15 protein-coding genes, 1 tRNA gene, 1 pseudogene and 2 riboswitches are annotated in these 26470 nt (G+C 65.0%); of the genes and pseudogenes, 9 read left to right on the forward strand and 8 right to left on the reverse strand.

Translation table 11 applies throughout. The features are described from left to right. Window positions 1–56: 56 nt before the first annotated feature. Together GTW58_RS10660 and GTW58_RS10665 are read right to left on the reverse strand one after the other, a co-directional pair. Window positions 57–1070, reverse strand: a complete 1014-nt coding sequence (locus tag GTW58_RS10660; RefSeq protein WP_047689454.1) for an NADP-dependent oxidoreductase — start codon at window positions 1068–1070, stop codon at window positions 57–59. A gap of 116 nt (window positions 1071–1186) precedes the next feature. Then, window positions 1187–1576 (reverse strand): DUF1304 domain-containing protein, encoded by a 390-nt coding sequence (locus GTW58_RS10665; protein ID WP_119933423.1) that lies wholly within the window; start codon window positions 1574–1576, stop codon window positions 1187–1189. A gap of 85 nt (window positions 1577–1661) precedes the next feature. On the opposite strand from GTW58_RS10665, the gene GTW58_RS10670 reads away from it, so the two are divergent. The 7 genes from GTW58_RS10670 (at window position 1662) to GTW58_RS10700 (ending at window position 10229) form a co-directional block, all read left to right on the forward strand. Then, entirely contained in the window at window positions 1662–2264 is a 603-nt protein-coding gene (locus GTW58_RS10670; protein ID WP_342453311.1) for a TetR/AcrR family transcriptional regulator, read from the forward strand. 187 nt (window positions 2265–2451) lie between these two features. Then, window positions 2452–4554, forward strand: a complete 2103-nt coding sequence (locus GTW58_RS10675; RefSeq protein WP_157980536.1) for an acyltransferase family protein — start codon at window positions 2452–2454, stop codon at window positions 4552–4554. Between the two features lie 575 nt (window positions 4555–5129). Further along, window positions 5130–7307, forward strand: coding sequence for a RecQ family ATP-dependent DNA helicase (locus GTW58_RS10680; RefSeq protein ID WP_119933425.1), 2178 nt, complete (start codon window positions 5130–5132; stop codon window positions 7305–7307). A gap of 84 nt (window positions 7308–7391) precedes the next feature. After that, a tRNA-Ser gene (locus GTW58_RS10685) sits at window positions 7392–7480 on the forward strand. A 711-nt stretch (window positions 7481–8191) separates the two neighbouring features. Next, window positions 8192–8338: a cation-transporting P-type ATPase gene (locus tag GTW58_RS15140; RefSeq protein ID WP_370448288.1), complete on the forward strand. Its 147-nt coding sequence runs from the start codon at window positions 8192–8194 to the stop codon at window positions 8336–8338. Continuing rightward, a complete protein-coding gene (locus GTW58_RS10695) occupies window positions 8299–8934 on the forward strand; it encodes an HAD family hydrolase (protein WP_157980538.1) in 636 nt (211 codons plus the stop codon). Before GTW58_RS15140 ends, GTW58_RS10695 begins: the two co-directional genes overlap by 40 nt. Further along, the gene (locus GTW58_RS10700) at window positions 8931–10229 is read left to right on the forward strand and encodes an HAD-IC family P-type ATPase (protein WP_119933428.1); all 1299 of its coding nucleotides are present in this window, start codon (window positions 8931–8933) and stop codon (window positions 10227–10229) included. Before GTW58_RS10695 ends, GTW58_RS10700 begins: the two co-directional genes overlap by 4 nt. A gap of 78 nt (window positions 10230–10307) precedes the next feature. Here GTW58_RS10700 and GTW58_RS10705 read toward each other — a convergent pair whose 3' ends face one another. Further along, window positions 10308–12554 carry a prolyl oligopeptidase family serine peptidase gene (locus tag GTW58_RS10705; RefSeq protein ID WP_119933429.1) on the reverse strand — a complete coding sequence of 749 codons (2247 nt, stop codon included), beginning with the start codon at window positions 12552–12554 and terminating at the stop codon, window positions 10308–10310. A 54-nt stretch (window positions 12555–12608) separates the two neighbouring features. Between GTW58_RS10705 and GTW58_RS10710 the strand changes: the two genes are divergently transcribed. After that, a complete protein-coding gene (locus GTW58_RS10710) occupies window positions 12609–14678 on the forward strand; it encodes an FAD/NAD(P)-binding protein (protein ID WP_119933434.1) in 2070 nt (689 codons plus the stop codon). 123 nt (window positions 14679–14801) lie between these two features. Here GTW58_RS10710 and GTW58_RS10715 read toward each other — a convergent pair whose 3' ends face one another. The 5 genes and pseudogenes from GTW58_RS10715 to GTW58_RS10735 all read right to left on the reverse strand — a co-directional run bounded on the left by GTW58_RS10715 (window position 14802) and on the right by GTW58_RS10735 (window position 24480). Further along, on the reverse strand, window positions 14802–17552 hold the full coding sequence (locus GTW58_RS10715) for an ExeM/NucH family extracellular endonuclease (protein ID WP_232818098.1): 2751 nt from the start codon (window positions 17550–17552) through the stop codon (window positions 14802–14804). 15 nt (window positions 17553–17567) lie between these two features. Continuing rightward, on the reverse strand, window positions 17568–20150 hold the full coding sequence (locus tag GTW58_RS10720) for a 5'-nucleotidase C-terminal domain-containing protein (RefSeq protein WP_119933430.1): 2583 nt from the start codon (window positions 20148–20150) through the stop codon (window positions 17568–17570). 268 nt (window positions 20151–20418) lie between these two features. Beyond that, window positions 20419–20922, reverse strand: coding sequence for a CoA-binding protein (locus GTW58_RS10725; protein ID WP_047689470.1), 504 nt, complete (start codon window positions 20920–20922; stop codon window positions 20419–20421). Beyond that, window positions 20922–22277: pseudogene (locus GTW58_RS10730) on the reverse strand (O-acetylhomoserine aminocarboxypropyltransferase/cysteine synthase family protein). Before GTW58_RS10730 ends, GTW58_RS10725 begins: the two are co-directional and overlap by 1 nt. Before the next feature lie 40 nt (window positions 22278–22317). Beyond that, window positions 22318–24480 (reverse strand): AMP-binding protein, encoded by a 2163-nt coding sequence (locus GTW58_RS10735; RefSeq protein WP_119933431.1) that lies wholly within the window; start codon window positions 24478–24480, stop codon window positions 22318–22320. A gap of 10 nt (window positions 24481–24490) precedes the next feature. Further along, window positions 24491–24606, reverse strand: a riboswitch (SAM riboswitch). Between the two features lie 98 nt (window positions 24607–24704). Further along, window positions 24705–24819: riboswitch (SAM riboswitch) on the forward strand. 81 nt (window positions 24820–24900) lie between these two features. Here GTW58_RS10735 and GTW58_RS10740 point away from each other — a divergent pair. Then, window positions 24901–26322 (forward strand): LLM class flavin-dependent oxidoreductase, encoded by a 1422-nt coding sequence (locus tag GTW58_RS10740; RefSeq protein WP_255409148.1) that lies wholly within the window; start codon window positions 24901–24903, stop codon window positions 26320–26322. Window positions 26323–26470 lie beyond the last annotated feature (148 nt).

Below are 26470 nucleotides of genomic sequence, written 5' to 3' on the forward strand. Positions count from 1 at the left end.
TGCCCGGGCGATTCCTGCACCTCCCAAGCCCCCACCGTGGGGCCAAGGACCCCTGATCAGGCCGTGCGGACCACCATTTTGCCGGTGTTGGCCCCGCGCATCATGTCCAGGAAGGCCTCCACGGTGTTCTCCAGACCGTCCACCACGGTTTCGTCGTAGGTGATCTGGCCGTTGGAGAACCAGGTGCTCATGCGCTGGTTGAACTCAGAGGCCAGGTCCATGTGGTCCCCCAGGGTGAAGCCCCGCAGGGACAGGCCCTGTTTGATGATGTTGGCCATGTTGTCCGGACCGGGCTCGGTCTGCTCCGAGTTGTAGGCGGAGATGGCGCCGCACAGGGCCACACGGCCTTGGCGGTTGAGCACGTCCAGGGCGGCTTCCAGGTGATCCCCGCCCACGTTGTCAAAGTAAACGTCAATGCCCTGCGGTGCCTCCTGTGGCAGCTGAGTGCGTACGGGAGCTGATTTGTAGTTGAAGGCAGCGGTGTATCCGAACCGTTCGGTCAGTACTGCCACCTTTTCGTCGGAGCCTGCGGAACCGATCACGCGGTCAGCACCCAGCAGGCGGGCGATCTGACCGGCGGTGCTGCCCACTGCGCCTGCGGCACCGGAGATGAACACGGTGTCACCTTCTGCCACCGGCGCGATCCGGGTCAGCCCCACATAGGCGGTCAGCCCGGTCATGCCCAGCACGCCCAGGTAGGCGGAGAGCGGGACGCCGGGGATCTCCTGGACGATCCGGAACCCGGCGGCCTCTTCCTGGACCACGTCCCGCCAGCCGTACTGGTGCAGGACCACGGAGTCCACGGGCACCTCGGAAGCGGTGGATTCCACTACGCGCCCCACGGCACCACCAGTCATGGTTGCCCCGAGCTCAAAGGGCGGGATGTAGCTCTTGGTGTCGTTCATCCGCCCGCGCATGTACGGGTCCACGGAAATGAACTCATTGACCACACGAACATGCCCCATGGGCAGCTCCCCGTAGCTGACCTCCACGGTGCGGAAGTCCTCCGGTGTGGGCCACCCGGTGGGACGGTTGACCAGTTGAATCTGATGGCTGATGACGTTGGACATGAGTGAAGCCTTTCAGGTCACGCGGGGTTCGGGTCAAGGGGGTGGGTTCACCGCATCAGGTGAGCCGCACGACGACGCCGCGCCCACGCGCCGTCGTCGTGATGTTCAGGCGCAGGTCACAGGAGAAGGCCGATCACCAGTGCCAGGATGCCCAAGGCGGGCAGGGTGAGCTGCTTGAGTGCGGCGGAGGTCTTGGTGCGGTTGGAGAGCAGCAGCGCCAGGCCTGCAGCCACCATGGATCCGGCGCCCACCAGGACCAGGGTGGCGCCCACGGCGTGCCAACCGGCGATCCAGAAGATCAGGCCCAAGAAGATCTCGATGGCCAGGAACAGGTTGTAGAAACCCTGGTTGAAGGCCAGGCCCTTGGTGGACTCGGCGAGTTCCGGGGAGCTCAGACCAAAGACCTTGCGGGCGGCCGGGCCGGTCCAGGCGATGGACTCCAGGTAGAAGATGTAGACGTGGATCAGGGCGGCCAAGGTGGCCAGGATCAGGCCGAGGGTGATCATGGTGCTGCTTTCGTCACAGAGGGGAACACATTATTTTGAACTGCTCGGTTCAATATATGCTGATCTCACCCATCAGCAAGCCCTTGTGACGGAAAGTGAGGCCAAGATCATGGGACGTCACCGAGGTTTTGACCAACGTGCGGTGGTCACAGCAGCACGGCAGCTCTTCTGGGAACGCGGATATGAAGGGGCCTCCCTGCCGGAGCTGGAGGCCGTCACGGGACTGAACCGCTCCAGCCTCTACAACACCTTTGGCAGCAAACGTGGACTGTTTGACGCCGCCGTGGAGAGTTACCTGGTAGAGGTGGTCCGGCCGCGGTTGGCGGTGCTGATGCAAGACCCCGTGCCGCCGGGTGCGGTCACCTCCTACGTCCAGAACCTACGCACGGCACTGCTGGACGCCCAGTCCATGTCCGCACGCAATGGCTGCTTGCTGATCAACACCGCCGGGTCCACGCTGGGACATGACAAAGTCACACAAGCCACCGTGGACGCCTACCGGCAGGAATTGCTGACAGGTGTGACCCGTGGGGTGGCGGCCCACCGGCCGGATCTGACCCAAGGGGAAGTTGAGCGCCGCGCTCAGGCCTGCGTGGGGCAGATCGTGGCCGCGCTGGCTCTGGCCAGGATCAACGCGGAAGCTGCAGGGCGCAGCCTGGACACTGCCCTGGAACTGCTCAACACCTGAGCTTGCAACAAATGTGCTGTCAAGGGAGTTGCCGCGTGAGAAACCTCCCGGGCGGCACCTCTTCCCACGTGTGATTCACATCTGTAAAGTGCGGGGCTGGTCATCGCTTGCCCAGCATGTTTGAGGACTCGACATCAGCACGCACATCACTTCCACAGCACCCACCGGTCTGCCTCAGGACCCACCTGTGCCCGGCTCCGCCGCCCCGGCGCCCGTTGCGGGTTCCACGGCCGGGCGCGCGGGATCTCCTGCATCCCGGCGTCCAGAGATCCAGGGGCTGCGCGGGCTGGCAGTGCTGCTGGTGGTGGCCTTTCACCTCTGGGGCAGCGGCGTCTCCGGCGGCGTGGACGTCTTTTTCGTGGTCTCCGCCTACCTGCTGACCCTCTCCTTCGCCCGCAAAGTGGAGACCGGCACACCGCTGCGTTTGCTGCACTACTGGTCCCGGACCTTTGTGCGGCTGCTGCTGCCGGTGGGGGTTGTGCTGCTCAGTGTGCTGGGTCTGGCCCTCGCCTTCTATCCGCGCTCGCGGTGGGAGAGCTTGTGGGAACAGCTCCTTGCTGCCGCCACCTACCGACTGAACTGGAACCTGGCCAGTCACTCCGTGGACTACTACGCAGGCGGAGGAGTCACGTCCAGCCCCGTTCAACACATGTGGTCCTTGGCGGTGCAAGGGCAGATCTTCGTGCTCTTCCCGGTCCTGATTGCCTTGGCTGCACTGATCGCCAAGGTCTGCAGACTGCGGTTTCGCACCGTGGCCATTGGTGTTTTCGGCCTGGTGTTTGCTCTGTCCCTGGCTGCCTCCGTGTTCACCACTCACGTGAATCCCGCACCAGCCTATTTCGACACCCGCCTGCGCCTCTGGGAGTTCGCCCTGGGTGCCCTGGCTGCACTGCTCATCACCGGGCCCATTCCCCGCACGGTGGCTTTGTGGCTGGGGTGGGGCGGCGTCGTCGCTGTGGTGGCCACGGGTTTTGTGGCCGGGCCGGGGGCGCTGTTCCCGGGGTGGATCGCGTTGGTTCCCACGCTGGGTGCCGTGCTGATTCTGGTGGTCAAGGACCACGGTGGCCGGCGCGGAGTGCACGGCGCGTTGCGTGCGCCGTGGCTGACCTGGGTGGGGGACCGGTCCTACGGGATCTACCTGTGGCACTGGCCCCTGATGATCACGTATCTGCTGCGCACCGGGCAGGACACCGTACCGGTGAGTGTGGGGCTGGGGATCATTGCCGCCTCCATCCTGTTGTCCCTGGCCACAGAGCAGATGGTCACCTACGTGACCCGGCCACGGTCGGCCAAGCAACGCGCTTCCACCCGGCGGGAGCTGGTCCGGTTGGTGGCGATCGTGGGCGTGGTGGCGCTGCCGGTCACCGCAGCCCAGGCCTGGACGGACAATCGCGCCCGCACCCAGGCCATGTACGAACGCAATGACCAGAACTATCCCGGCGCCGCCATTGCTGCCGGGACCTACGACGACGCCGATCTCCCCGGTCTTGAGCCGATTCCCATGTGGTCGGAGGTGGATGCCGAATGGGGCAACCCCGGACCCAAGTGCACGGAGGACCAGTTGCCCAAGGGCTTTGAGGACTCCGGCGAGTGTTACGTCTATGAACCCACCGCGGATGCGGCGGCTGATGGAGCGGATGCGGTGACTGCACCGGTTGAGCCTGAGCACACCGTGGTGATGCTGGGGGACTCCCACGCCAAACAGCTCTCCGAACCCATGAAGGTGATTGCCGACCGCAACAACTGGCGGGTGGTCAGCTACCTCTACCCCGCATGCCGCTACGCGGGGGAGAATCCGGACTACACGCATGAATGCAACGCGTTCAACAACTCCGCACGGGAAGCTGTCCTTGAGCTGAAGCCGGATGCCGTGATTGCGCAGGGGACGCGTTCCCTGGCGGACGGTGACCGTGAGGAAGTGGTGGCCCACTGGAACCAGGGTGTCCAGCCGTTCAAGGACGCAGGGATTGCCGTGGTCAGCGTTCGGGACAACCCGCGCTGGGAGCGGGACATGTACGAATGCGTGGATCTCTACGGGGAGAACAGTCCGCTGTGCTCCGACTCCGTGGAAGATGCCCTGGGTGGATCTGACGTGGTGGACGAGTTCCATCACCAGAATCCAGAGGTTCCGTTGGTGGATCTGACCGATCTCTACTGCCCGGATGACCGCTGCGGTCCTGTGGTAGGCAACGTGATGGTCTACCGGGACCTGGACCACATCACCAAGACCTTCGGCATGACCACAGCACCGGTGCTTGAAGAGCGGTTGAAGGAAGTCCTCCACTGGTGAACACAGCCGTATGTATGCGGCATCGTGGTCTGACATGGCCTTTTCGTGACGCTTCATGACGTGAATGCGACGTCGTGCGCGGTTGCTGAGCGGGCTGAACAGGGGTGGATGCTGGTGGAATCCGTCCCTATTTAGGGGGCGGGTCTCCCCGCGATGTGCGGGTCAGGATCTGCCGATCTCCCCTGAAACCCGCCGTCAGAGCGCGAATCAACCGATGTCACCCGCAGGCAATGCCCTCACAGAGGCGGTCAATGCCGCGGATGCCACAGCTGCGGTGATCTGACACGATTTCATGCAACGGCTCAGCGCCATGCTTGAAGTCCTCCCGGTGGCTTCACCATCGGTTGGCATTCCATGACTGAGCCTCGACGTGCCGAGCATCGGGGGGTGCCGGCGCGGCGCATGGCTCGCCGAATCTGGGGAGAGACGGCGGGTTGACGGGGTTGGGATCGGTCGGGGGGCTGATCCCAACCCCTACGCCATGCTTGGACCGCGTTTTTCTCACCGCCGTGGGTGTTGTCCACAGGGGCTGAATTCTTGGTTGTGTTGTCCGTGGCTCTTGCCAGACTGTTCCCATGGCTGCCTCGGACAACACCCCCGCCACCTCCGGTCTTCATCAACAGGCCGTGGACCTGCTGCACGCCCTGACAGGGCGCGCAGATGCGCACTTCCACCCGGGCCAGTTCGAGGCGATTGAGGCGCTGGTGGAGAACAGTCGCCGCGCCCTGGTGGTGCAGCGCACCGGTTGGGGCAAGTCCGCCGTGTACTTCATTGCCTCCCTGTTGTTGCGCGCCCGTGGCCGTGGGCCCACGCTGATTGTGTCTCCTCTGCTGGCACTCATGCGGGACCAAGTGGCAGCCGCCTCCCGGGCAGGTGTCTGCGCAGCGTCCATCAGCTCGGCCAACGCCACCGAATGGTCTCAGGTCCTTGGACAGCTGGACCGGGATGAAGTGGATGTTCTGCTGATCTCCCCGGAACGCTTGAACAACGCTCGCTTCCGTGAAGAACAGTTGCCGCAGCTGGTGAATCGCATGGGGTTGTTGGTGGTTGACGAGGCCCACTGCATCTCTGACTGGGGGCATGATTTCCGCCCGGATTACCGCCGCATCAAGGACCTGATCCGCCAGCTGCCTCCCACCGTGCCGGTGCTGGCCACCACGGCAACGGCCAATCAGCGTGTGGTTCACGATGTCCAGGAGCAGTTGGGAGTTGGGCTGGTGGAGAGCGGGCGAGAGCCCGTGATGACCTTGCGGGGTCCCCTGGCCCGGGCATCCCTGCGCCTGGGGGTGCTGCGCTTGCCGTCCAACACGGTGCGGTTGGCTTGGTTGTTGGAGCACCTGGGCTCCTTGGAGGGCTCAGGGATTGTGTATGCACTGACCATCAGCGCGGCGGAGGATACCGCCCATGCCCTGCGGGAAGCCGGATACAACGTGGAGGCCTACACCGGACGCACGGATCCGGCAGACCGGGAGCGCTTGGAATCCGCGTTGAAGGACAACCAAGTCAAGGCCCTGGTGGCCACCTCCGCTCTGGGCATGGGTTTTGACAAACCGGACCTGGGCTTTGTGGTGCACATGGGGGCGCCCTCATCACCTGTGGCGTACTACCAGCAGGTGGGACGCGCCGGACGTGCCACGGAGCGCGCGGACGTGCTGCTGTTGCCGGGCATGGAGGACCGTGAAATCTGGGAGTACTTTGCCACTGCCTCCATGCCCACGGAGGCCAAAGCTCGGGCCGTGCTACGGGAACTGGGTGAAGCGCAGGCGCCCTTGAGTGTTGGGGCGCTGGAGGCGCGTGTGGACATCAAACGCTCGCCGCTGAACATGTTGCTGCGGGTTCTGGCGGTCGAGGGCGCCGTTGAGCAGGTTCAGGGTGGTTGGCAGGTCACCGGTGCGGCCTGGCATTACGACGCCCCCCGGTATCAGCGGATTCATCAGGCCCGGATCAACGAGCAGAACGCCATGCTGGATTACGAAAACAAGTCCACGTGCCGCATGCAGATGCTGGTGGAACAGCTGGATGACCCCCAAGCCGCCCCTTGCGGGCGCTGCGACAACTGCGCGGGAGCCTGGTATCCCACCCACGTCAGCCAGCAGGCGGCGGAGAACGCCACCGCCACCCTCAAGCGTGTTGGTGTGGAAATAGATCCACGGGCGCAGTGGCCGGTTGGGCTGCAGCGGCTGGGGGTGCCACTCAAGGGCACCATTGCCCCGGGCGAACGGGCTGCGGCGGGCCGGGCGGTTGCGCGACTCACGGATCTTGGGTGGGGCAACCGGCTGCGAGAGATTTTCCACACGGACGCCCAGGGTGCGCCCGTGGATCAACCCGTGGACCAGGAGCTCGGACGGGCCTGCGTGGAAGTCCTGGCCCAATGGGCTCACGACGGCTGGAGTGGTGCCGGGCGACCGGCGGGGATCGTGTCCATGCCCTCCGTCCATCGCCCGCAACTGGTGCAATCCCTGGCCATGGGATTGGCCGGTGCGGGGCGGCTGCCCTATCTGGGTGAGCTGGCCTTGGCACCCGGACATCCCGGTGGTGCCGGTGGCAACGGGGCTTACCAGTTGGCCTCCGTGTGGCAGAAGTTCCAGATCACTCCACAGTTGCAGACAGCCTTGGACAACATGAACGGCGCACCTGTGCTGCTGGTGGATGACTTGGTGGACAGCCGATGGTCCCTGACGGTGGCCGCCCGTGAACTACGGTTGGCCGGCGCCGCAGCCGTCCTGCCCTTTGTACTGGCGTCCCGGGGGTGAGTTTTTGACCGGGATCATGGGCTCCGACTACCATGACTCATGCTGTTCACCCGGATGAACTGTGGTTTCATCCTTGAACAGCGGGGAGACGTGCCAGAGCGGCCGAATGGACTTCACTGCTAATGAAGGGCCCGGCGAAAGTTGGGCCGGGGGTTCAAATCCCCCCGTCTCCGCTGGTTTGACCAGCAACGGTGCCCCTGCCAATAGCAGGGGCACCGTTGTTGTTGGCACCCGCACCACTTTTCTTGTCACTGCAGTGATTCAGATACGTCCTCGGCACTGACACCGCAGCCACTTTCATGGGTGCCGGGCCTGACTGCGGAACTTCCCACCCCGTCGTCGAACCCCAAGCTCCCCACGCCGCCTGCGCCTTCTCGGTGCCCGCCGGTTCGCGATTCGCCACCTCCCGGTACGCATTTGGCCAGCCAGGGGCCGGTTCTTGGGCCAAACACGTACCGAGGATGGCGACTTGCGTACCCAGGGCTGGTGGAGGTGCTGGTGCCGCAGTCGCAACGGGATCGACGACGCCGCGGCCCGCCTCACCGTGATGCGAACACCAATGCAAGTCCGGCCAACTCCGGTCCTGGAGGTGCGCATCATGAGCATGCTTTCTAAGCTGGATTGACGGCCCCGACGAGCGTGCCACGGCCAGCAGAATCCCACAGTCAACCTGTGGCTGCGGCAGGTGGTTGCCAGTGATCGCCGCCGTCTCACCACACTGACTCGGATCAGGCGGCGGCATTGCGTGGGGCACCGACAACACCCTGATGGGAGCCCGCGTGCCACAGGAGCACTCAGTGTCCACCAGCCCAACAGCCCCGCATCGAAGCCAAGAAGCCTTCCACGGTGTCACCGATCCTCACGCGTTGAGCGCTCAGGAGGTGATGGATCACCTGGACGTGGACCCGCACACCGGGTTGCAGTGCGCTCAAGCGGATGCACGCCGCGAACACGTTGGCCCCAACAAACTCCCGGATCCGGCACGGGCAACGTGGTGGTGCGCTTCCTCAAGCACTTCAACGATGTCCTGATCTACGTCCTGCTGGCTGCAGCCGTACTGACCGCTGTCCTCCAAGAATGGGTGGACACCGTGGTGATCCTGCTGGTGGTGGTCATCAACGCGGTGATCGGCTTTGTGCAGGAGGGTCGCGCGGAAAAGGCACTTGAGGGTATCCGGGACATGCTCTCGGCCAACGCCAGCGTGAAACGTGACGGATCCTGGTCCACGGTGGAGGCGGATGCCGCCCTGGGTGATCGCAGCTCCCTGTTGTTCTCCGGCTCCCTGTTGGCCAGCGGTGCGGGCAGCGGCGTCGTCGTTGCCACGGGCGAGCAGGCGGAGATCGGGCGGATCAACCAGATGATGTCCGCGGTGGAGACCCTGGAAACCCCGCTGACCCGGCAGATCGCCACGTTCAGCGAGTGGCTGTCCCTGGGCGTGCAGACCATGGCCAAGCAGAACGCCATCACACGCAAGCTGCCGGCGGTCCAGACCCTGGGCAGCGTGACCACCATCTGCTCGGACAAGACCGGGACCTTGACCAAGAACGAGATGACCGTGGTCCGCGGCGTGGTGGGGATCTGGAGTTCGAGGTCTCCGGAACCGGGTACGAGCCCGCGGGCACCGTGACCGCCGGGACTGAGCAATTGGACCTGTCACACCCCGGTTTGCTGCCGCTGGCCCAGGCCATGGGATCCGTCAACGACGCCGACCTGGTGGAGGACGCGGACGGCTGGAAGATCGTGGGTGAACCAACGGAGGGTGCGCTGCGCACGTTTGCTGCCAAGCTGGATCTGGACACCGGCAGCATCAGCCGGCAGACCACGTTGCCCTTCAGTTCGGACTACAAGTTCATGGCGGCCGCACTGGAACTGCCCGGGCAGGACCAACCCTCGGTTCTGGTCAAGGGTGCCCCGGACGTTTTGCTGAGCCGTTCCACCAGCCAGATTGATCGCGACGGCGCCGACCAGGACCTGGACACAGCAGCGTGGGAGCAGCGGATCGAGGAGCTCAGCAATCAGGGGCTGCGCGTTCTGGCGGCAGCGCGTCGTCGTGCCGAACCCCAGGACGGTGAGGAGATCACCCCCGAATCCCTGGGCGAGCACCTGCAGTTCCTGGGCATCGTGGGGATCGTGGACCCGCCCCGGGAGGAGGCCATCACCGCCGTCCAGACCTGCCAGGACGCAGGGATCGCCGTCAAGATGATCACCGGGGATCACGCCGGAACGGCCACCGCCATTGCCCGTCAGATGGGCATCGACGACGGCGCCGGTGCCGTCACCGGTGTGGAACTCGAACAGGCCGACGACGACGAACTGGCCGAGCTGGCCCGCAAACACAACGTGTTCGCCCGCACCAGCCCGGAGCACAAACTGCGTCTGGTCAAGGCCCTGCAGTCCCGCGGGGAAGTGGTGGCCATGACCGGTGACGGGGTGAACGACGCCCCCGCCCTACGCCGCGCGGATGAGGGTGTGGCCATGGGCATCAAGGGCACGGAGGTCACCAAGGAGTCCGCGGAGGCGGTGCTGGGGGACGACAACTTCTCCACCATCGAGACCGCGGTGGAAGAAGGTCGGCGGATCTACGACAACCCGTGCAAAGCGATCGTGTTCCTGCTGCCCACCAACGGTGCGCAGTCCTTGGTGATCCTCTTTGCCATGTTCCTGGGTTGGACCCTGCCGTTGACACCCCTGCAGATCCTGTGGGTCAACATGGTCACCGGCGTGACCCTGGCGTTCGCGTTCGCATTCGAGCCTGCTGAGGACGGCATCGTGAATCGCAAACCGGCCGCGGCCAAGGAGTCCATTGTCCGGTTGCGTCACGCGATTCAGATTGCGGTGGCCTCCGTGGTGATCAGTGGTGCCACCATGGGGGTTTTCTACTGGCCTTTGGAACCTCCGACCTTCAGCTCAACGAAATCCTGATCACCGCCGCCACCGGTGTGGTCATCTTCCTGGTGATCGAACTGGCCAAGCTGGTGATCTACGGAGGGGGCCGCAAGCTCACACCAGCGTCCCGGTGACCGCCCTCCACAGGAACTCGGTGGACAGCGCGTGCGAGCGGGCGGCCTGTTTGTTGTCGCCCGCTCCGGCGTGACCACCCTCCAGGGTTTCGTGGAACCAGACGTTGCGGTGCCCCTGCTCCTGCATCAGCGCAGCCATCTTGCGGGCCTGGACGGGGCCCACGCGGTCATCGCTGGTGGCGGTCCAGAACAGCACGGGCGGGTAGTCGGCACCCGCTTCCACCAGGTGATACGGGGAGAAGGTGCGGATGAATTCCCACTGCGCGGGGTCCTCCGGGTCCCCGTACTCGGCGATCCAGGAGGTCCCGGCGGACAGCTTGGTGTAACGGCGCATGTCCAACAGCGGGACCCCGCAGGAAATGGCACCGAACAGATCCGGGTGGCTCACCAACATGTTGCCCACCAGCAGCCCGCCGTTGGAGCCACCGGAGCAGGCCAATGACGCCGGGGTGGAGACCCCGCGGTCATGGAGGTCCTGGGCCACGGCCGCAAAGTCCTCGTAAGCGCGATGCCGCTTGTCCTGCAACGCCGCCCGGTGCCACTGCGGGCCGAACTCCCCGCCGCCGCGGATGTTGGCCACCACGTAGATCCCTGTGCGGTGGGTGGCCACGGGGCCGTCGTCGTCGTTGTTGGTGAAGGTTCGGGTGAGCCAGGAGCGGCCGGTGACCCCGGAGTAGGCGGGGGTGCGGGAGACCTCAAAACCGCCGTAGCCGGAGAGCAGCACCGGGTTGCGGCCATCCAGCACCAGATCGCGCGGCCCCACCTGGTAGTACGGAACGCGCGTGCCGTCCGCGGAGGTGGCCCAGTGCTGCTGAACGCTCAGTGAATGCGCATCAAAGAACGACGGCGCCTGCTTGACCATCCGCGGTTGCGAGCCTTCGGCAGAACCGACCGACAGGGTGGCGCGCATGACGGTGGTGGGGGAGAGGAAACCGGAGGTGGAGACCCAGACGTCGTTGCCGTGCTCGGGGTCTTCGTCGTCCACGGCCCACACGGAGGTGGACTGGTGCTGCAACTGTGTGCCGAAGTCTTCGGTGCTCCAGGTGCCCGGGGTGACCACTCGCGTGGCCGAGGAAACGTTGTGCAGCAGGCGCAGGATCAGGCGGTCGGCCGTCCAGGACCAGCCCTGCAAACTGGTGTGGGGATCCGGCTCGAACACCACCTCAAGATCCGTGTTTCCGTTCTGAAAAGCCTCCAACTCGGCAGCCAACAGCGTGCCCGGCGCGTGGGTTTGCCCGTTGTGTTGCCACGGTTCCTGCGGGCGGAACAGCACCCACTGTTTGTGGATGTCCACCTCAACGGACTCCGGGACCCGGACAGGGACCGGGGTGCCCTCAGGATCCAGGACGTAGGTCACGGAGCGGAAGAAATCGATCACGTCCAGGGCCAGGGTGCGCTCGAACCCGGGGGTGTGATCACGCCCGGCCCACGCCTGAATGTGGTGGTGGGGGACGTCAAAAACCACCGGTGACTCCTCCACAGAAGACCCACGGGTGACCTGGCGAACCTGAGCGGGGTAGGAGGATGCCGTCAGGGAGCCGGGGCCGGTTTCCGTGGCCACCACGAGGGTGTCGGCATCCACCCAGGAGGCCGAGGTCTTGGCCACCGGAAGGTCGAACCCGCCGTCCTGGGGTGCCACAAAAGCGCGATCCACCAGGTCGAACTCCCGGACACGGCGGGCATCCCCACCATCCGGGGTCATGGAGATCAAGGCACGGCGCCAGTGCCCGTCCGTGTACTGCGGGCGCAGCAAACGGGAACCGGCCCAGACCCAGGGCGTGCCTTCCCGCGCGGAGAGCTCGTCCAGGTCCAGCAGCACGTCCCACTGGGGGTCGTCACTGATCCAGGAATCCCAGGTGGTCCGGCGGAAGATGCCGCGGGGGTGGTCGGCATCGCGCCAGAAGTTGTAGTAGAACTCGCCCTGTTTGGAGACCATGGGGATCTTGTCCGTGGAATCCATGACCTCCAGGGCATCAGCCTCCAATTTCTCCAAGGCGGGGGTCACCAGCAGGTCTTCCGTGCGGATGTTCTGCTCATGGACCCAGTCCATGGCGCGGGAATCGTGAATGGCCTCCAGCCACAGGAAGTTGTCCTGGGGCTCGCAGGGTTCGGTGTTGGGCTGGCCGGACTGAGTGGGTGGACTGGGCTGGCTGCCATGGCCGGGCTGGGTGAGATGGCTGGGCTGGGTGAGATGGCCGGGCTGCTGATCCTGGGAGTGGGCGCTCATGGTCCGAGCGTAGGCGCAGTGTGCCGTGGTCCGTGCCGAACTATCCTGGATGCCATGACCAACCCGCCCCACACCGCTGTGCTTCCCCCTGCCCGTTCGTCCTCTGACCTGGGTTCCCATGCCTTGAGTGATGACGCGCTCGCCGGTGGTGAACCCCGGGAGGCAACGGGTGTGCCCCGCGTGGTGATCATCGGCGCCGGTCCGCGGGGGCTTTCCGCCGTGGAACGTCTGGTGGCCCATGCTGCGGCTTCCGGCAGGCGCGTGCGGATTGATCTGGTGGATCCCTTCTCACCGGGTCCGGGGCATGTGTGGCGGGTCAACCAGTCACCCCGTTACCTCATGAACACTCCCAGCCTGTTCCCCACGGTCATTGCCGACTGCGGCGTCCTGGCCGTTGATCCACTGGATGCCTTGCGGGACATGAGCTTTGATGCGTGGCGCAGCCTTGCGAGGGCCGGTTCCTTGGATGATCCGGCTCTGACGTCTGAAGACCGCGTGGTCTTGGCCGGCATGGGTCCCACCGATTTCCCGCCGCGGCGCGTGTACGGGCTGTACCTGGACTGGGTGTTCCGGACCCTTCAAGCCGGACTGCCTTCAGGCGTTGAGCTGACCGTGCACCGTGATGAAGCGGTGAGTGCCCGCGTTGTGGAGGACAGCACAACTCCGTTTGCCGTGGAGATCTCCGGGCAACAGGAACTCCCCGCGGACCACGTGGTCTTGGCGCTGGGGCATCTGGATGCGCACCTGCGCCGAGATCAAAAGGCTCTGGTGGACGGCGCTGCTGAACATGGTCTGAACTATCGACCTCCGGCAGTTCCGGCTGATGTCCGTTGGGATGAACTGCCGGCGGGTCAGACGGTGTTGGTGCGGGGCATGGGACTGAATTTCCACGATGTCATCACGGAACTGACCGAAGGCCGCGGGGGAGAGTTTGTTCAAGGGCCGGATGATCGATTGGTCTACAAACCCTGCGGACAGGAACCCTTTGTGGTGGTGGGCTCCCGCCGCGGCACGCCCTACCGGGCCAAAGCGGAGATCTCCGGGTATTACGCCCAATCCCTGGACCACCGGTTCCTCACGCGGGAGGCCGTGGTTTCCCTGGTGTCCGGTCCGGATTTGGTGTTCAACCGGGACATCCTGCCGTTGGTGCGCAAGGATGCCACCCGCACGTATTTCCGCACTCTGGCCCGCGTCCGTCCGGAGGTGTTCGACCGTCCGGCACAGCAGTTCCTGGATGACTTGGATGCTGCGCTGGGCGTTTACGCCGGCACGGCTGTTGAATTGACCCCTGGTACAGAGCGGGACGTTGCCCCGTGGGACGTGCAGGTGGAGCGGCTGATCAACCAGGCGGTTGCCTACCAGAACCGGTTGAACATCACGTGGCAGTCCTACCCGTTCCTGGATCAGAAGTTCGGCTCCCATGAGGAGTACGCGGCAGCCCTGGTGCACTGGTTGGACAGGGATGCCGCAGGCTCTGCCGCTGGGGAGGACGACCCCGCCAAGGTGGCGTTCTCCTCCCTGAACTGGTCCCGGACCTTGATCAAACAGGTGGTGGCCGAGCGTGGTCTGCAGGATGAGTCCTGGTACGAGGAACTCATGCGCAGCTTCTCACCGTTGGTGGAAGGCCTTGCCTCCGGCCCCCCTGCGCTGCGCATCCGCCAGCTGGCAGCCCTGGCACGCGCCGGAGTGGTCCGGTTCTTGGGGCCCAACCCGGTGTTCCGGGTGGACGCGGAGCGTGGATGTTTTGAGGCCAGTTCCCCCTGGGTGGCTGATGAACCGTTCCGTGCGGATTGGTTGATCGAGGCCATGTCCCCGCCCAACGAGATCCGCCGCAACATCTCCCCGCTGCTGACCGCCATGCACGACAACGGTTTGGTCCGCGCCAAGTCCTTGCACATTGATGACGGTGCAGCCCATGTCCCCGGCCCCGGCTTGGATGTCACCGCAGCGCCCTATCGGGCTGTGGGTACGGACGGGCAGGCCCGGGACATCTGGGTCCTGGGGCTGCAGTTGGCTTCTACGCAATGGGGAACTTCGATTGCCGCGGAAGCTCACGCCCCGGCAGAACTGGGGGCCCGCACCTTGGCGGATGCCGACCGCATGGCTGCTGAGGTTCTGAGCTGAACCCGCTCCTGCGCTGACCAACCAGGTTTTGCCCGCACCAACCTTATGTATGCGTGGAGACAGCCCTCTCAGGGGCCCGTCTCCACGCATACATAAGGTTGGTGCCAGCTACCGGCTTGCCGATCAGCGTCGTGGGCCCGCGGTGACACCCCAGCGCTCACGGACATGGTCCGGGACCTTGCCTTGTCCTGGGTGGGAGGCGGGCGGTCCCTGGTGGTTGGGCCTGGATGACGTCGGTTCCGGAGTCGGAGCCGGATCGGTGGGTTCGGTCGGCTCTGGTGTGGGTTCCGTCGGCCCCGGCGTGGGCTCGGAACCGGTGGCGAAGCCCACCAGCGCCGGATTGTGGTCGGAGGCCCGGAACTGGTCAGGGGCAAACAGGTTCACCACGTTGTAGTTCTGCCGGGAGTATTCCATGCCGATGGATTCGTGGGCGTTGATCTCCCAGATGTCCGAGCCCGTCACGGCCAGTGCCGCAGCAGGGGAGGCCACCACGTGGTCCAGCGATCCCGCCATGCCGTCAAAGGCGTAGGAGTACTGGCCCTCCGGGGAGATGTTCACAAACCCGGAGTCGTAGAGCACCTGCATGGGGTCCTCGAACGTGTAGGAGTTGAAGTCGCCCACCAGGAACAGCTTGTCCGTCCCCGCTTGATCGGCAAACCCTTGAGCGAACTCCAACATGGCCCGTGACTGCCGGGTTCGATCCCCGTTCCAGGCGCCTTGCCCGGTGTCCACGTTGTCCCCGGTGGCGGATGAGCCCGAGCCCTTGGACTTGAAGTGGTTCACCACCACCACAAAATCCTCAGAAGCACTGCCACCGGCTGGGCGGAAGGTCTGGGCCAACGGCTCACGGGCGTTGGAGAAATTGACTTGATCGTCCAGAATCGCGGATTCGCCAACAGTCTCCACTCGGGCGGGCTGGTAGATGAACGCCGTGCGGATGACGTCCTCATCAGCAGGCACGTGGGCCGGTGACGGCACGTAGGCCCACTTGTCCGATTCGGCGTCAGCGTTGAGGGCATCCACCAGTGAGGACAAGGCAGCATCCCGGTCCTGCCCGAACTTGGCGGAGTTCTCGATCTCCTCCAGGGACACCACACCGGCGTCCAGGCCGTTGATGGCGGAGACCAGTTTGTCCTGCTGGGCCTGGAAGGAGTCCTGGTCATAGGCGCCACGGACGTTGCAGTTGCGGGTGGTCAGGGGGTTTCCGCTGCGGTCGTTGTAGGAACCGCAACCAGCCTCGGACTCGCCCAACGTGGTGAAGTAGTTGAGCACGTTGAAGGTGCCCAGCTGGACGTCTCCGCCCACCTCGGCCGGTGCCGCGTATTCGGAACGGTCGTTCTGGAACACCACCGGCACGGCATCGGCTGTGTCTCCGGTGACCTGCTGAAGTGGCTGGAGCCGCCATTCGTTGTGGCCGTAGCCGAGCACAACAGGCTGATCGAACGTCACGGAGGAGCCCATACGCACTGGATTCTCCAGGCTCAGATACGGCAGGGGCTGATTGCCGTAGGTCCCCAGATTGCCGTAGTTCCAGGTGGAGCCGTCATCCAGAATCACCTTGCGCGCCGCGTTGTCTGCAGCAACCGCCTCAGCTTCCGCAGAGCCCGGTGCCGCCACGTCAGTGGGTGTGCGCAGGACGTCATGGCCTGTGGCCAGACCGATTTCTCCGTAGGTGTTCAGCCCGTAATTGTTGGTGACCGTGAAGGTCCCGATGGGCTGCAGCAGCATGCCTTCCAGGGCTTCCCGCTCAGTGTCGGAGGTCGGCCAGGCGACGTCGGCAGGTTTCACGGCTTCCGCAGGGTCGCTCAACACCGTGACACCTGCAGGTTGTACGGAGATCTGCGTCTGCCCAAAGTACTCCTGCGCCGTGCCCGTCAGTTCCACGTGGTCGCCCAACTGCACCGAGTTCACAGCATTGGGTGCGTACACGAACACGCCGTCGGTGGCCGTGTGGTCCTCGCCCAGGTCACCGCCGGTTCCCTCGGTCTGCACCTGGAAGCCGTTGAGGCCACCGGTCGCGTAGACCGCCGTGACCACGCCGCGGGTGCGCACGGTCTGGTTGAGGTACGGCGTGGTGTCCCCGGTGCCCTGGATCTGTGCGATGCTCAGCAGCTCACCGGGCTGGGTGGTCGGCTCAGCAGTGGGTTCGGCACTCGGCTCCGACGACGGCGATGCCGTGGGGGAACCACTCGGTTCCGGAACTTGGGCGTCGTCAACACCTGATTGCGCTGTGACCTGGTCAGACAGCGTGAAATCCGCAGCGTTGTTGTCCGTGTCCACACCGTCGGTGCGGTTCAAGGACCGCGCATCCGCGTTGGAGGTGGGGGCAGGTGCCGCCGCAGTTTCAAAGGTGTTGGTGGTGCCGTATCCCAAGAGGTCCACCACGTCGTCGTTGCCGGTGACGGAGCCTGTGGGGAGGGTCAGGGCCGTTGCGGTCTCGGAGAGCACAAAGGTGCCACGGGTACCGGCCGGGTTCAACCGGTTCCCGGCGTCCAGGTCGGCCTGGGGCAGGGGCTGGCCCGTGGTGCCATTGGATCCGCCGGCCACCAAATAGTGTTCTCCGGGCTGGATGCTCCCGGTAAGGGCGACCAGGTTGTTGGAGGCAGCCGTGCCGGTGGCGGAACGGTACTGCAGGCTCCACCCCGTCAGGTCCACCGGTGAATCCGTGGGGTTGTAGAGCTCCACGAACTTGTGGGTGTAGGCGGCACTGGTGGATCCGCCGTTGACGTAGGCCTCGTTGATCACAACGTGGCCGTCCGTACCAGTTGCAGTGTCCTGCGGGGCTGCCACCACGGGGGTGGTGAAGGCCAGGGCGGCAGGGACGGCCATCAGGGTGGCTGCGGGCAGGGTCCAGTAGCGCTTGGAGTTGTTCACGGTGTTTCCTGCCTGTCAGTTTCCGGTGGTCAGGTCGAACTGCTGGTCGAACCGGTGCAGGAAGGCTGCGGTGGCGTCACGGTTGGTGGGGCTGAACGGACGGTAGGTGCCGTCCTCCCAGCCGGTGGAGAGCCCCGTCTGGGACATCCAAACCATGGCCTTGTAGTGCTGCATGTCCGCGTTGACGTCAACAAACGGAGAGGTTGCGGGCAGGTCACCGGCCGGTTCTCCGGCCATGCGGTAGAGGAAAGCAGCCATGGCGTCACGGGCGATCGGCTGTGTGGGGCGGAAGGTGCCGTCCGCCCAGCCCTGGACGATTCCTTCCTGCTGGGCCCACACGATGGCCTTGTAGTGCGCCTGACCCGGCGTCACATCCGTGAACGGGGAGTTCTCCGGAAGGGTCACCTCCGGTTCACCAGCCATGCGGTACAGGAAGGCAGCCATGGCATCCCGGTTGACGGGCTGCAGCGGGCGGAACTCGGCGGTCCCGGTGTCCTGGTTGACCCACCCGCGGGAGATTCCGTTCTGGGCCATCCACATGATGTGCTCGTAGTGCTGCATGCCTTCAGACACATCGGTGAAGGTCACGGTCCCCGGTTCGGGGTCCACGGGAGTGGCCTGACCCAGGACGGAGTCGGTCAGCAGCATGGCCGTGCCTGCCGGTTCAACCGTCAGATAGGCCTGTTCGCCACCCAGGCGGGTGCGGTCAAAGGACACGGAAGCGGTGCCGCCGATCAGGCCATCCGCACCGCGGGTGGCCTCACCGCTGACCGGTGTCTCAGCAATCACCTCACCGTTGGCACCACCCTTGCGGATCTGCACTTGGCTGTTGGCCGGTGCACCCAAGGAGGTCATGTTGAGCTCCTTGAGGTCAAAACTCACCGTGTTGCCCTGGGTCTGAACGTTGGAGAGGTTCACCGCACGGCGGTCGAACTGCGGAGCCACCGGAGCCGAGGCAGAAGCCTCACCCAGGTAGTCGGAGAACACCTCACGGTCGATCCGGCCGGTGTCCGTGAAGTTGGTGCCTTCCGTGAAGGCGGTGAAGCCATCGCCACCATCCAGCAGGAAGGACACGGAAGCCACGGTGTAGGTGGCGGCCGGATCAATGGGCGCGCCATCCACCGTGATGGAGGTGATGCGATCACCGGGGGGACGGGATTCGTCAAAGGTGTACTGCACGTTCTCCGAGAGCCCCAGGTGCAGGAACGCCCGCGATGCTCCGGCCGGCTGCCACTGCTGTTCCAGGACCTGTTTGAACTGGGCGCCCGTGAGATCGATGGTGTTCATGTTGTTGGCAAACGGCAACACGTTGTTGCTCTCGGCCTCGGTGACCACGCCGTCGCGGTCGCCGTCGATGCTCTCGGCCGGGTTGTCCGCATAGTAGAACTCATTGCGGATGCCACCCGGGTTGATCAGGCCGATGTCCACTCCGTGGGAGTCGGCCAGCTCGTTGCGGAAGGCCTGGCCGATCAGATTGCCCAGGGCGGATTCGTTCTGGCGGTCATCGCGCACCACGGCTCCGGAGGAATTGGCGCCGAAAGCGGTGGTGATGTCCGCGGAGATCTCACCGGCGGGGGTGGAACCGATCTCATTGGCCACCGCCACGGCGGAGTCAACAATGGTGTTGACCTGGGCCACCCGTGGGTAGGCGGCCACCAGCTCGTCCTCGCTGCGTCCGGCCACAATCTGGGAGGTGGGTGTCAGGGTGCTGGTCAGGTCGATCGAGTCGGTGGTGGAATCGTAGGTGAAGGACACCTTGCCCATGTTCGCCCCGTAGGAACCGGTCTGCATGTACGCACGGTCGGGGGTGCCGTCGCCGTCGACGTCCTGGGTCAGGTTGTACTCCGCGTGGGAGTCCCCGCCAAAGATCACATCCACGTTGGGGGAGGTCTCCGTCCAGAACCGGTCGGTGGCGGCCTGGGCCTCCGTGGCGGAGCCGTCGTGATAGGCGGCCACAATCACATCAGCGGTGCCGTCCGCCTCCAGCTGATCGGCCACGGCGTTGACCTCTGCCACGGGGTCGGTGAACACCAGACCGGCGACGGCGGAGGGCGCCACCTTCTCCGGCGTGGCCTGCGTGACGGCCCCGATCACGGCAATGGTCACTCCGTCGCGCTCGAACAGGTCGTAAGCGCCGCTGCCGTCATGGCCCTCGCCTTCCATGAGCAAGGGGCCGTTGGCATCGCCCACGCGCACGTTGGCTGCCAGGTACGGGAAATCCGCGCGGTCCGTCACACGGCCGGTGAGGTCATCGCGGCCCTGGTCGAACTCGTGGTTGCCCACGGCAGAGACATCCAGGTCCAGGGCATTGAGCATGTCCAGGGTGGGGTTGTCCTGCTGGGAGGCGGAGGTGTACTCGGAGGCACCGATGTTGTCCCCACCGGAGATCAACAAGGAGTTCTCCGTGCGCTCGGACTCAATGGCACCGGCGAACTGGACCGGTCGGGAGTCCAAGCGACCGTGGTAGTCGTTGAAGTACAGCAGGTCAATGGCGTTGGACGGTGTCTCATCCGCGTAGGCCGGGACCACAAAAGAGGTGGTGGTCAGGATTCCGGCCGCCAGGGCAGCGATGCACGACGGTGTGGTGCGACGGGACATGGGAGAGGTCCTTCGGTCAGTGGTGAGCTACGTGGTCACCGGTCACACAAGCTCCGGTGTGGAGGCAGCGGGCAAGTTACCGGCTAGTTGGCCACATCACATCATGACCGAGTGAACCCCAGGTGACCAGAGGTTTTCCGGATACCCCTCAAGAACTTGGGAATGGAAAAGTGCCGCGAACCCAACGTTCGCGGCACTTTTCCGTTCCCAATTCACACAACGACGACGACGGCACCGGTGATGCCGGTCGGCCAGCTCATGCGTTTGCTCAGGCCAGGACCTGTCGCTTGGAGGAGATCACCCCGGTGTTGAAGCCGGCCAGGTGCAGGCCGCCGTGGAAGCGGGCATGTTCGATCTTCACGCACCGGTCCATGACCACGTTGAGCCCGGCGTCCTCGGCAATGGCAGCGGCTTCCTCGTTCCAGGAACCCAGCTGCAGCCAGAGGGTCTTGGCTCCGATCTCCACGGCTTCACGGGCGACTTCCGGGAGGTCGTCGTGCTTGCGGAACACATCCACCACATCCGGGACCTCCGGCAGATCCGCCAGTGAGGCGTAAACCGGTTGTCCCAGGACGTCCACTCCCTTGGCGGCCAGGATCGGGTTGACGAAGTAGACCCTGTAGGGGGAGGAGGACAGGAGGTAGGTGGAGACAAAGTAGGAGGCGCGGGCGGGCTTGTCTGACATGCCCACGATCGCCACGGACTGTGATCCGTGCAGGATGTTCAACCGTTCGGGGGCAGATGGCCCCACCCAAGTGCGTTCGCTGCTCATCACTTGCCTCCGTTCTGGGCAGGGGTGGTGGACGATGCGGTGCCGTCCCCGGTGAGCCCGGTGGCGGCTGTCAGGGCCTGGTCCAGATCCCACAAGATGTCCTCGGGATCTTCAAGGCCCACGGAAATGCGGATCAAGTCCTCACCCACGCCACCGGAGGCCAGCTGCTCCGCGGTCAACTGCTGGTGGGTGGTGGAGGCCGGGTGCAGCACCAGGGTCCGGGCATCCCCGATGTTGGCCAGGTGGGAGGCCAGTTGCAGGCTGCCGATGAACCGCGAACCCACCTCGCGTGCGCTCAAGGCGTCCGTGGCTGCCACACCGAAGGCGAAGACCGAGCCCACACCCTGCGGCAGGTACTTGGCGGCGCGCTCGTGATGCGGGTGGTCCGGCAGACCGGCGTAGTTCACGTAGGAGATGCGGGGATCCGTGTTGAGCCATTCGACCACCGAGCGGGCGTTGGCCACGTGGGCGTCCATGCGCTGCGGCAGGGTCTCCACGCCCTGCAGCAGGTTCCACGCGGACTGCGGGGCCAGGGCCGGTCCGATGTCACGCAGCTGCTCGGAACGCAGTTTGGTCAGGAACCCGTATTCGCCAAAGTTCCCCCACCAGCTCACACCGTTGTAGGAGGGGACGGGCTCGGTCATGGGCGGGAAGTTCCCGTTGCCCCAGTTGAACCGCCCGGATTCCACCACCACACCACCCAGGGTGGTGCCGTGCCCGCCCAGGAACTTGGTGGCGGAGTGGATCACGATGTCCGCGCCGTGCTCCAGCGGCCGGGACAGGTACGGGGTGTTCAGCGTGGCATCCACCACCAGCGGGATCCCGGCCTCATGGGCCACCGCCGCCAGGCCTTCCAGATCGGCGATCTCACCGGAGGGGTTGGCCACCAACTCGGTGTAAATCGCCTTGGTGGTCGGTGTGATGGCCGCACGGTAGTCGGCCGGATCAGTACCGCGCACAAAGGTGGTTTCCACCCCAAAGCGCCGCAGGGTCACATCCAGCTGGGTGACCGTTCCACCGTAGAGCTGGGAGGAGGCCACCACATGGTCCCCGTACCCGCACAGCGCGGCGAACGTGATGAACTCGGCCGCCATGCCGGAGGAGGTGGCGACGGCGCCGATGCCGCCCTCCAGGGATGCAATCCGTTCCTCGAACGCCGCCACGGTGGGGTTGCCGATCCGGGAGTAGATGTTGCCGTACTTCTACAGAGCAAACAGGTTGGCGGCGTCGTCGGCGTCCTTGAACACGAATGAACTGGTCTGGTAGATCGGGACCGCCCGGGCGCCGTGTTCGGCATCCGGGGTTCCACCGGCGTGCAGGGCGCGTGTGCGAAACCCGAACTGGTGCTCAGCCATGCATTCCTCCTGTGGGATGGGTTGGTTGATTCTCTGATGTTCAGGATCGCCGAGCAGACATGACGTCCGCAATGGCATCCAGGGCTTCTTCGTTCTGCAGTGAGGAGCGATCACCCAGGGGCTGGTTGTGGTAGAGCTGGGCCAACAAGCGCCGGGTGATCTTGCCGGAGCGGGTCTTGGGCAGATCGGGGACCGCAATGACCTCGCGCGGTTTGGCGATCGGTCCGATTTCCCGGGTCACGTGGGCGCACAGCTCATCGTGCAGTTGGGTCGCGGACACCTCGGCACCGGCGGGCGTCAACACCACACAGGCCAGGACGGCGTGCCCGGTCAACGGATCCTCAACGGGGGTGGTTCCGGCCTCCACCACCAACGGGTGGGTGACCAGCGCCGATTCGATCTCGATGGTGGACAGCCGGTGCCCGGAGACGTTGATGACGTCATCCACGCGTCCCAGGATGTAGAGATCGTCGTCGTCATCCAGTCGGGCGCCGTCGCCTGCCAGGAACCATCCGCGCTCGCCGTACTGCTGCCAGTAGGAGCTCAGGTAGCGCTGCGGATCTCCCCACACGGTGCGGGCCATGGACGGGCCGATCTTGTCCACCACGGCCAACCCCTGGTGGCCCGTTTCCACCGGCTCACCGGATTCATCCAGCACCCGCACGGAGACCCCCGGAATGGCACGTGTGGCACACCCCGGCTTGGGGGAGGTGCCCGGGGTACCCGCCGCAAAGGTGCCCGGCGGGGCGAATTGCGGATCGTGCGGGCGCGGGGAGGCCACGCAGGACCCCGTCTCCGACTGCCACCAGGTGTCCACGAACGGCACCTGGTCTCGCCCGATCTGGGACCTCAGCCACCGCCACGCCTCCGGGTTGATGGACTCACCCACGGAGCCCAGCAGCCGGACGGAGGAGAAGTTGTAGATCTGCGGGATCCCGTGCGGGAAAGCCCCCATCAGGGAGCGGATCAGCGTGGGAGCCGTGTAGTAGTTGGTCACCCCGTAGCGCTCGATCACCTCAAAATGACGGCCCGGATGCGGGGTGTTGGGGGTGCCCTCGTAAATCACCTCGGAGACCCCGTTGACCAGCGGCCCGTAGATCTCGTAGGTGTGCGCGGTGACCCAGGCCAGGTCAGCCGTGCACCAGTGGACGGTGGAATCCACCTTGGCTGGGTCGTTGACCATGGAGAGTTCATCGGGGCGCAGGGCGCCGTCGTCGTCGAGCGTGTCCGGGAGGAGGTCGAAGAGCAGTGCGTGCGTGTAGGCGGTCTGCACCAGGTATCCGCCCATGGTGTGCACGAGGCCCTTGGGGCGGCCGGTGGTTCCGGAGGTGTAAATGATGAACAGCGGGGTTTCGGCGTCAAAGAATTCCGGGGTGTGGACGGTGGGGGCGTCCTTGATGAGGTCGTGCCACCACACGTCCCGCCCGGGGGTCCAGGGGACCTCGAGTTCGTCGTTGGAGCGGGCGCCGCGGGTTCCCGCTGCCAGTTGCTTGTTGCCGGGCCGGGAGGTTCGCCGAACAACGACGACGTGCTCGATCTGGTTGTCCCCGCTGCATGCCTCATCGGCGTTGACCTTGACGGGGACCACCTTGCCTCGGCGGTTCTGGCCGTCGGTGGTGACCAGGACCTTGGCGCCGGTGTCCTCCACGCGGAACTTCAAGGCTTCCGCGGAGAACCCGCCGAAGACCAGTGAGTGGATGGCGCCGATGCGCGCGCAGGCCAACGTCATGATCACGGTCTCCGGGATCACGGGCAGGTAGATTACCACGCGGTCGCCCTTGACCACACCCAAATCGGTCAAAGCGTGAGAGGCGCGGGCCACCTCACGTTGCAGGTCAGCGTAGGTGTAGACCAACCTGTCGCCGGGCTCGCCCTCAAAGTACAGGGCCACGTGGTCCCCGCGGCCGGCCTCCACATGACGATCCACGCAGTTGTGGGCCACGTTGAGCTTGCCGCCTTCAAACCAGGCGATTTCAGGGACCGAGTAGGTGGGGTTGCCGTCCTGGTCCTCACCGATCACCTGTGGTTTCTCGAAGCGGTGGGTGGTGTGCCACGGTTCCGCCCAGTCCAGGCGGGATGCCTGGGCGGCCCAGAAGTCAATCCGGGCATCATCAGAGATCAACGCCGGATTGGGCGTGGGGTTCGCCGGATCGGAGAACGACTGTTCGCTCTGGTTGGTGGCGGCGGGCAAGCGCGAAGACATCAGCAATCACACTCCATCGGTCCTGGCATTAGCACCGAGTGCAGGCACCGCGGGTTGTGACGGTTCTGGCTGCAGGGTTGCTGCGGCGTCGACGAGCCAGGTCTCTTGAGCCGCTCTGGATGGGAACCACAGTCATTGAACTCTGAGTCCGGGGACCGGAGCAAATCAGTTCAGCGCCGAGTTCGCGCGGCACCTGCGTCGTCGTTATGCTGTTGAACCAGAACGATCATGAGTTCCGGTGCGTAGCCCTGGCTGGCCGGACGGCAACCCTCTCCCGTAGCGGGGTGCCCCAGGTGAGGATCGGGCCGCACGACACACCGCGTGTGGCAAGTACGGCGCACCCAAGCGCTGGACCCGCAGGATGGTCATCGCAGGTGGCGCGCGGGGCGTGGGTCTGAGCAGACTCCTAGGAGACCTCGCGTGAGCAAGCGGATTTCCCTCAACGCATTCGACATGACATGTGTGGGCCATCAGAGCTTCGGCCTGTGGCGTCACCCGCGCTCGCGGGCCACCGAGTACAACACCATCGAGTACTGGACTGACGTGGCCAAGACCCTGGAGCGCGGCAAGTTCGATGCCCTGTTCCTGGCGGACGTGGTGGGGATTTATGACGTCTACAAGAACTCCGCGGCACCATCCATTGCCGACGGCGCACAGGTTCCGGTCAACGATCCCTTCATGCAGATCTCCGCCATGGCGGCAGTGACCAAGAGCTTGGGCTTTGGCGTGACCATCGCTGTGACGTACGAGCAGCCCTACACGCTGGCCCGTAAGTACGCCACGCTGGACCACCTGACCCGCGGGCGTGTGGGCTTCAACGTGGTGACCTCCTACCTGGCATCGGCCGCCGAGAACCAGGGGCTGCCGCGCCAGATCGAACACGATCTACGTTACGAGATCGCCGATGAGTTCCTGGACGTCTGCTACAAGCTCTGGGAAGGATCCTGGGAGGACGGTGCTGTGGTCAAGGACCTGGAGCGCGGTCTGTACGCAGATCCCAACCTGGTCCACCCCATCCAGCATTACGGCAAGCACTTCACCGTGCCCGGAGCCGCCCTGACCGAGCCCAGCCCGCAGCGCACTCCACTGATTTTCCAGGCCGGCGCTTCCTCCCGCGGCCAGGCCTTTGCCGGCAAGCACGCGGAGGCCGCCTTCATCACCGCCCTGCGCCCGGATCTGACCCGATACATGACGGATCGTTTCCGGGACAAGGTGGAGGACGCCGGCCGTGACCGGGACGACCTGAAGATTTACGCCATGCTCTCCGTCGTCGTGGATGAGACTGACGCCAAGGCCGAGGCCAAGTACCGCGACTACCTGCAGTACGTGAACCTGGAGTCCTCCCAGGCGATCATCGGCGGCTGGTCCGGGGTGGACCTGTCCCAGTTCGACGAGGACGAGGTGCTCAAGTACGTCCAGACCGAGTCCATCCAGTCTTTCCTGGCGCCCTTCACCATGCAGGACAAGTCCCGCGATTGGACCCGGCGGGACATCGCCGCTCACTGCGCGATCGGTGGCATGGGTTCGGTGCTGGTGGGCTCCCCGGCGACCGTTGCGGATCAGCTGGAGACCTGGATCGACGACGGCGGCCTGGACGGCATCAACCTGGCGTACCACGTCTCCCCGGGCTCGTTCGAGGACTTCGTGGAATACGTGGTGCCTGAGCTGCAGAAGCGTGGGCGCTACCGGACCGAGTACGAGGGCTCCACCTTGCGGGAGAACCTCTACGGTGCCGGTCAGTCCAAGGTGCTGGACACCCACCCGGCGGCCAAGTACCGCGGCGCGTTCGTGGATGCACCCACCACGGCCAACACCCCGGCACGGGACCTGGCCCAGGCCTGACCTTCTCCCCTCCTTCCCCGCCGAGTCGGAGCCACCCCTTTCCCCGCCGAGTAGGCCGTTTGATCGCCCCTGACCCAGGCGGTTTCAGGGGGTGAGTGCAACACGTGTGAGGAACTCGTTGAGTTTCTCAGCCGGGGTATGGAATCCC

Origin of the sequence: Kocuria subflava (genome assembly GCF_012163155.1) — a bacterium.
In the GTDB taxonomy this organism is placed as follows: domain Bacteria; phylum Actinomycetota; class Actinomycetes; order Actinomycetales; family Micrococcaceae; genus Kocuria; species Kocuria subflava.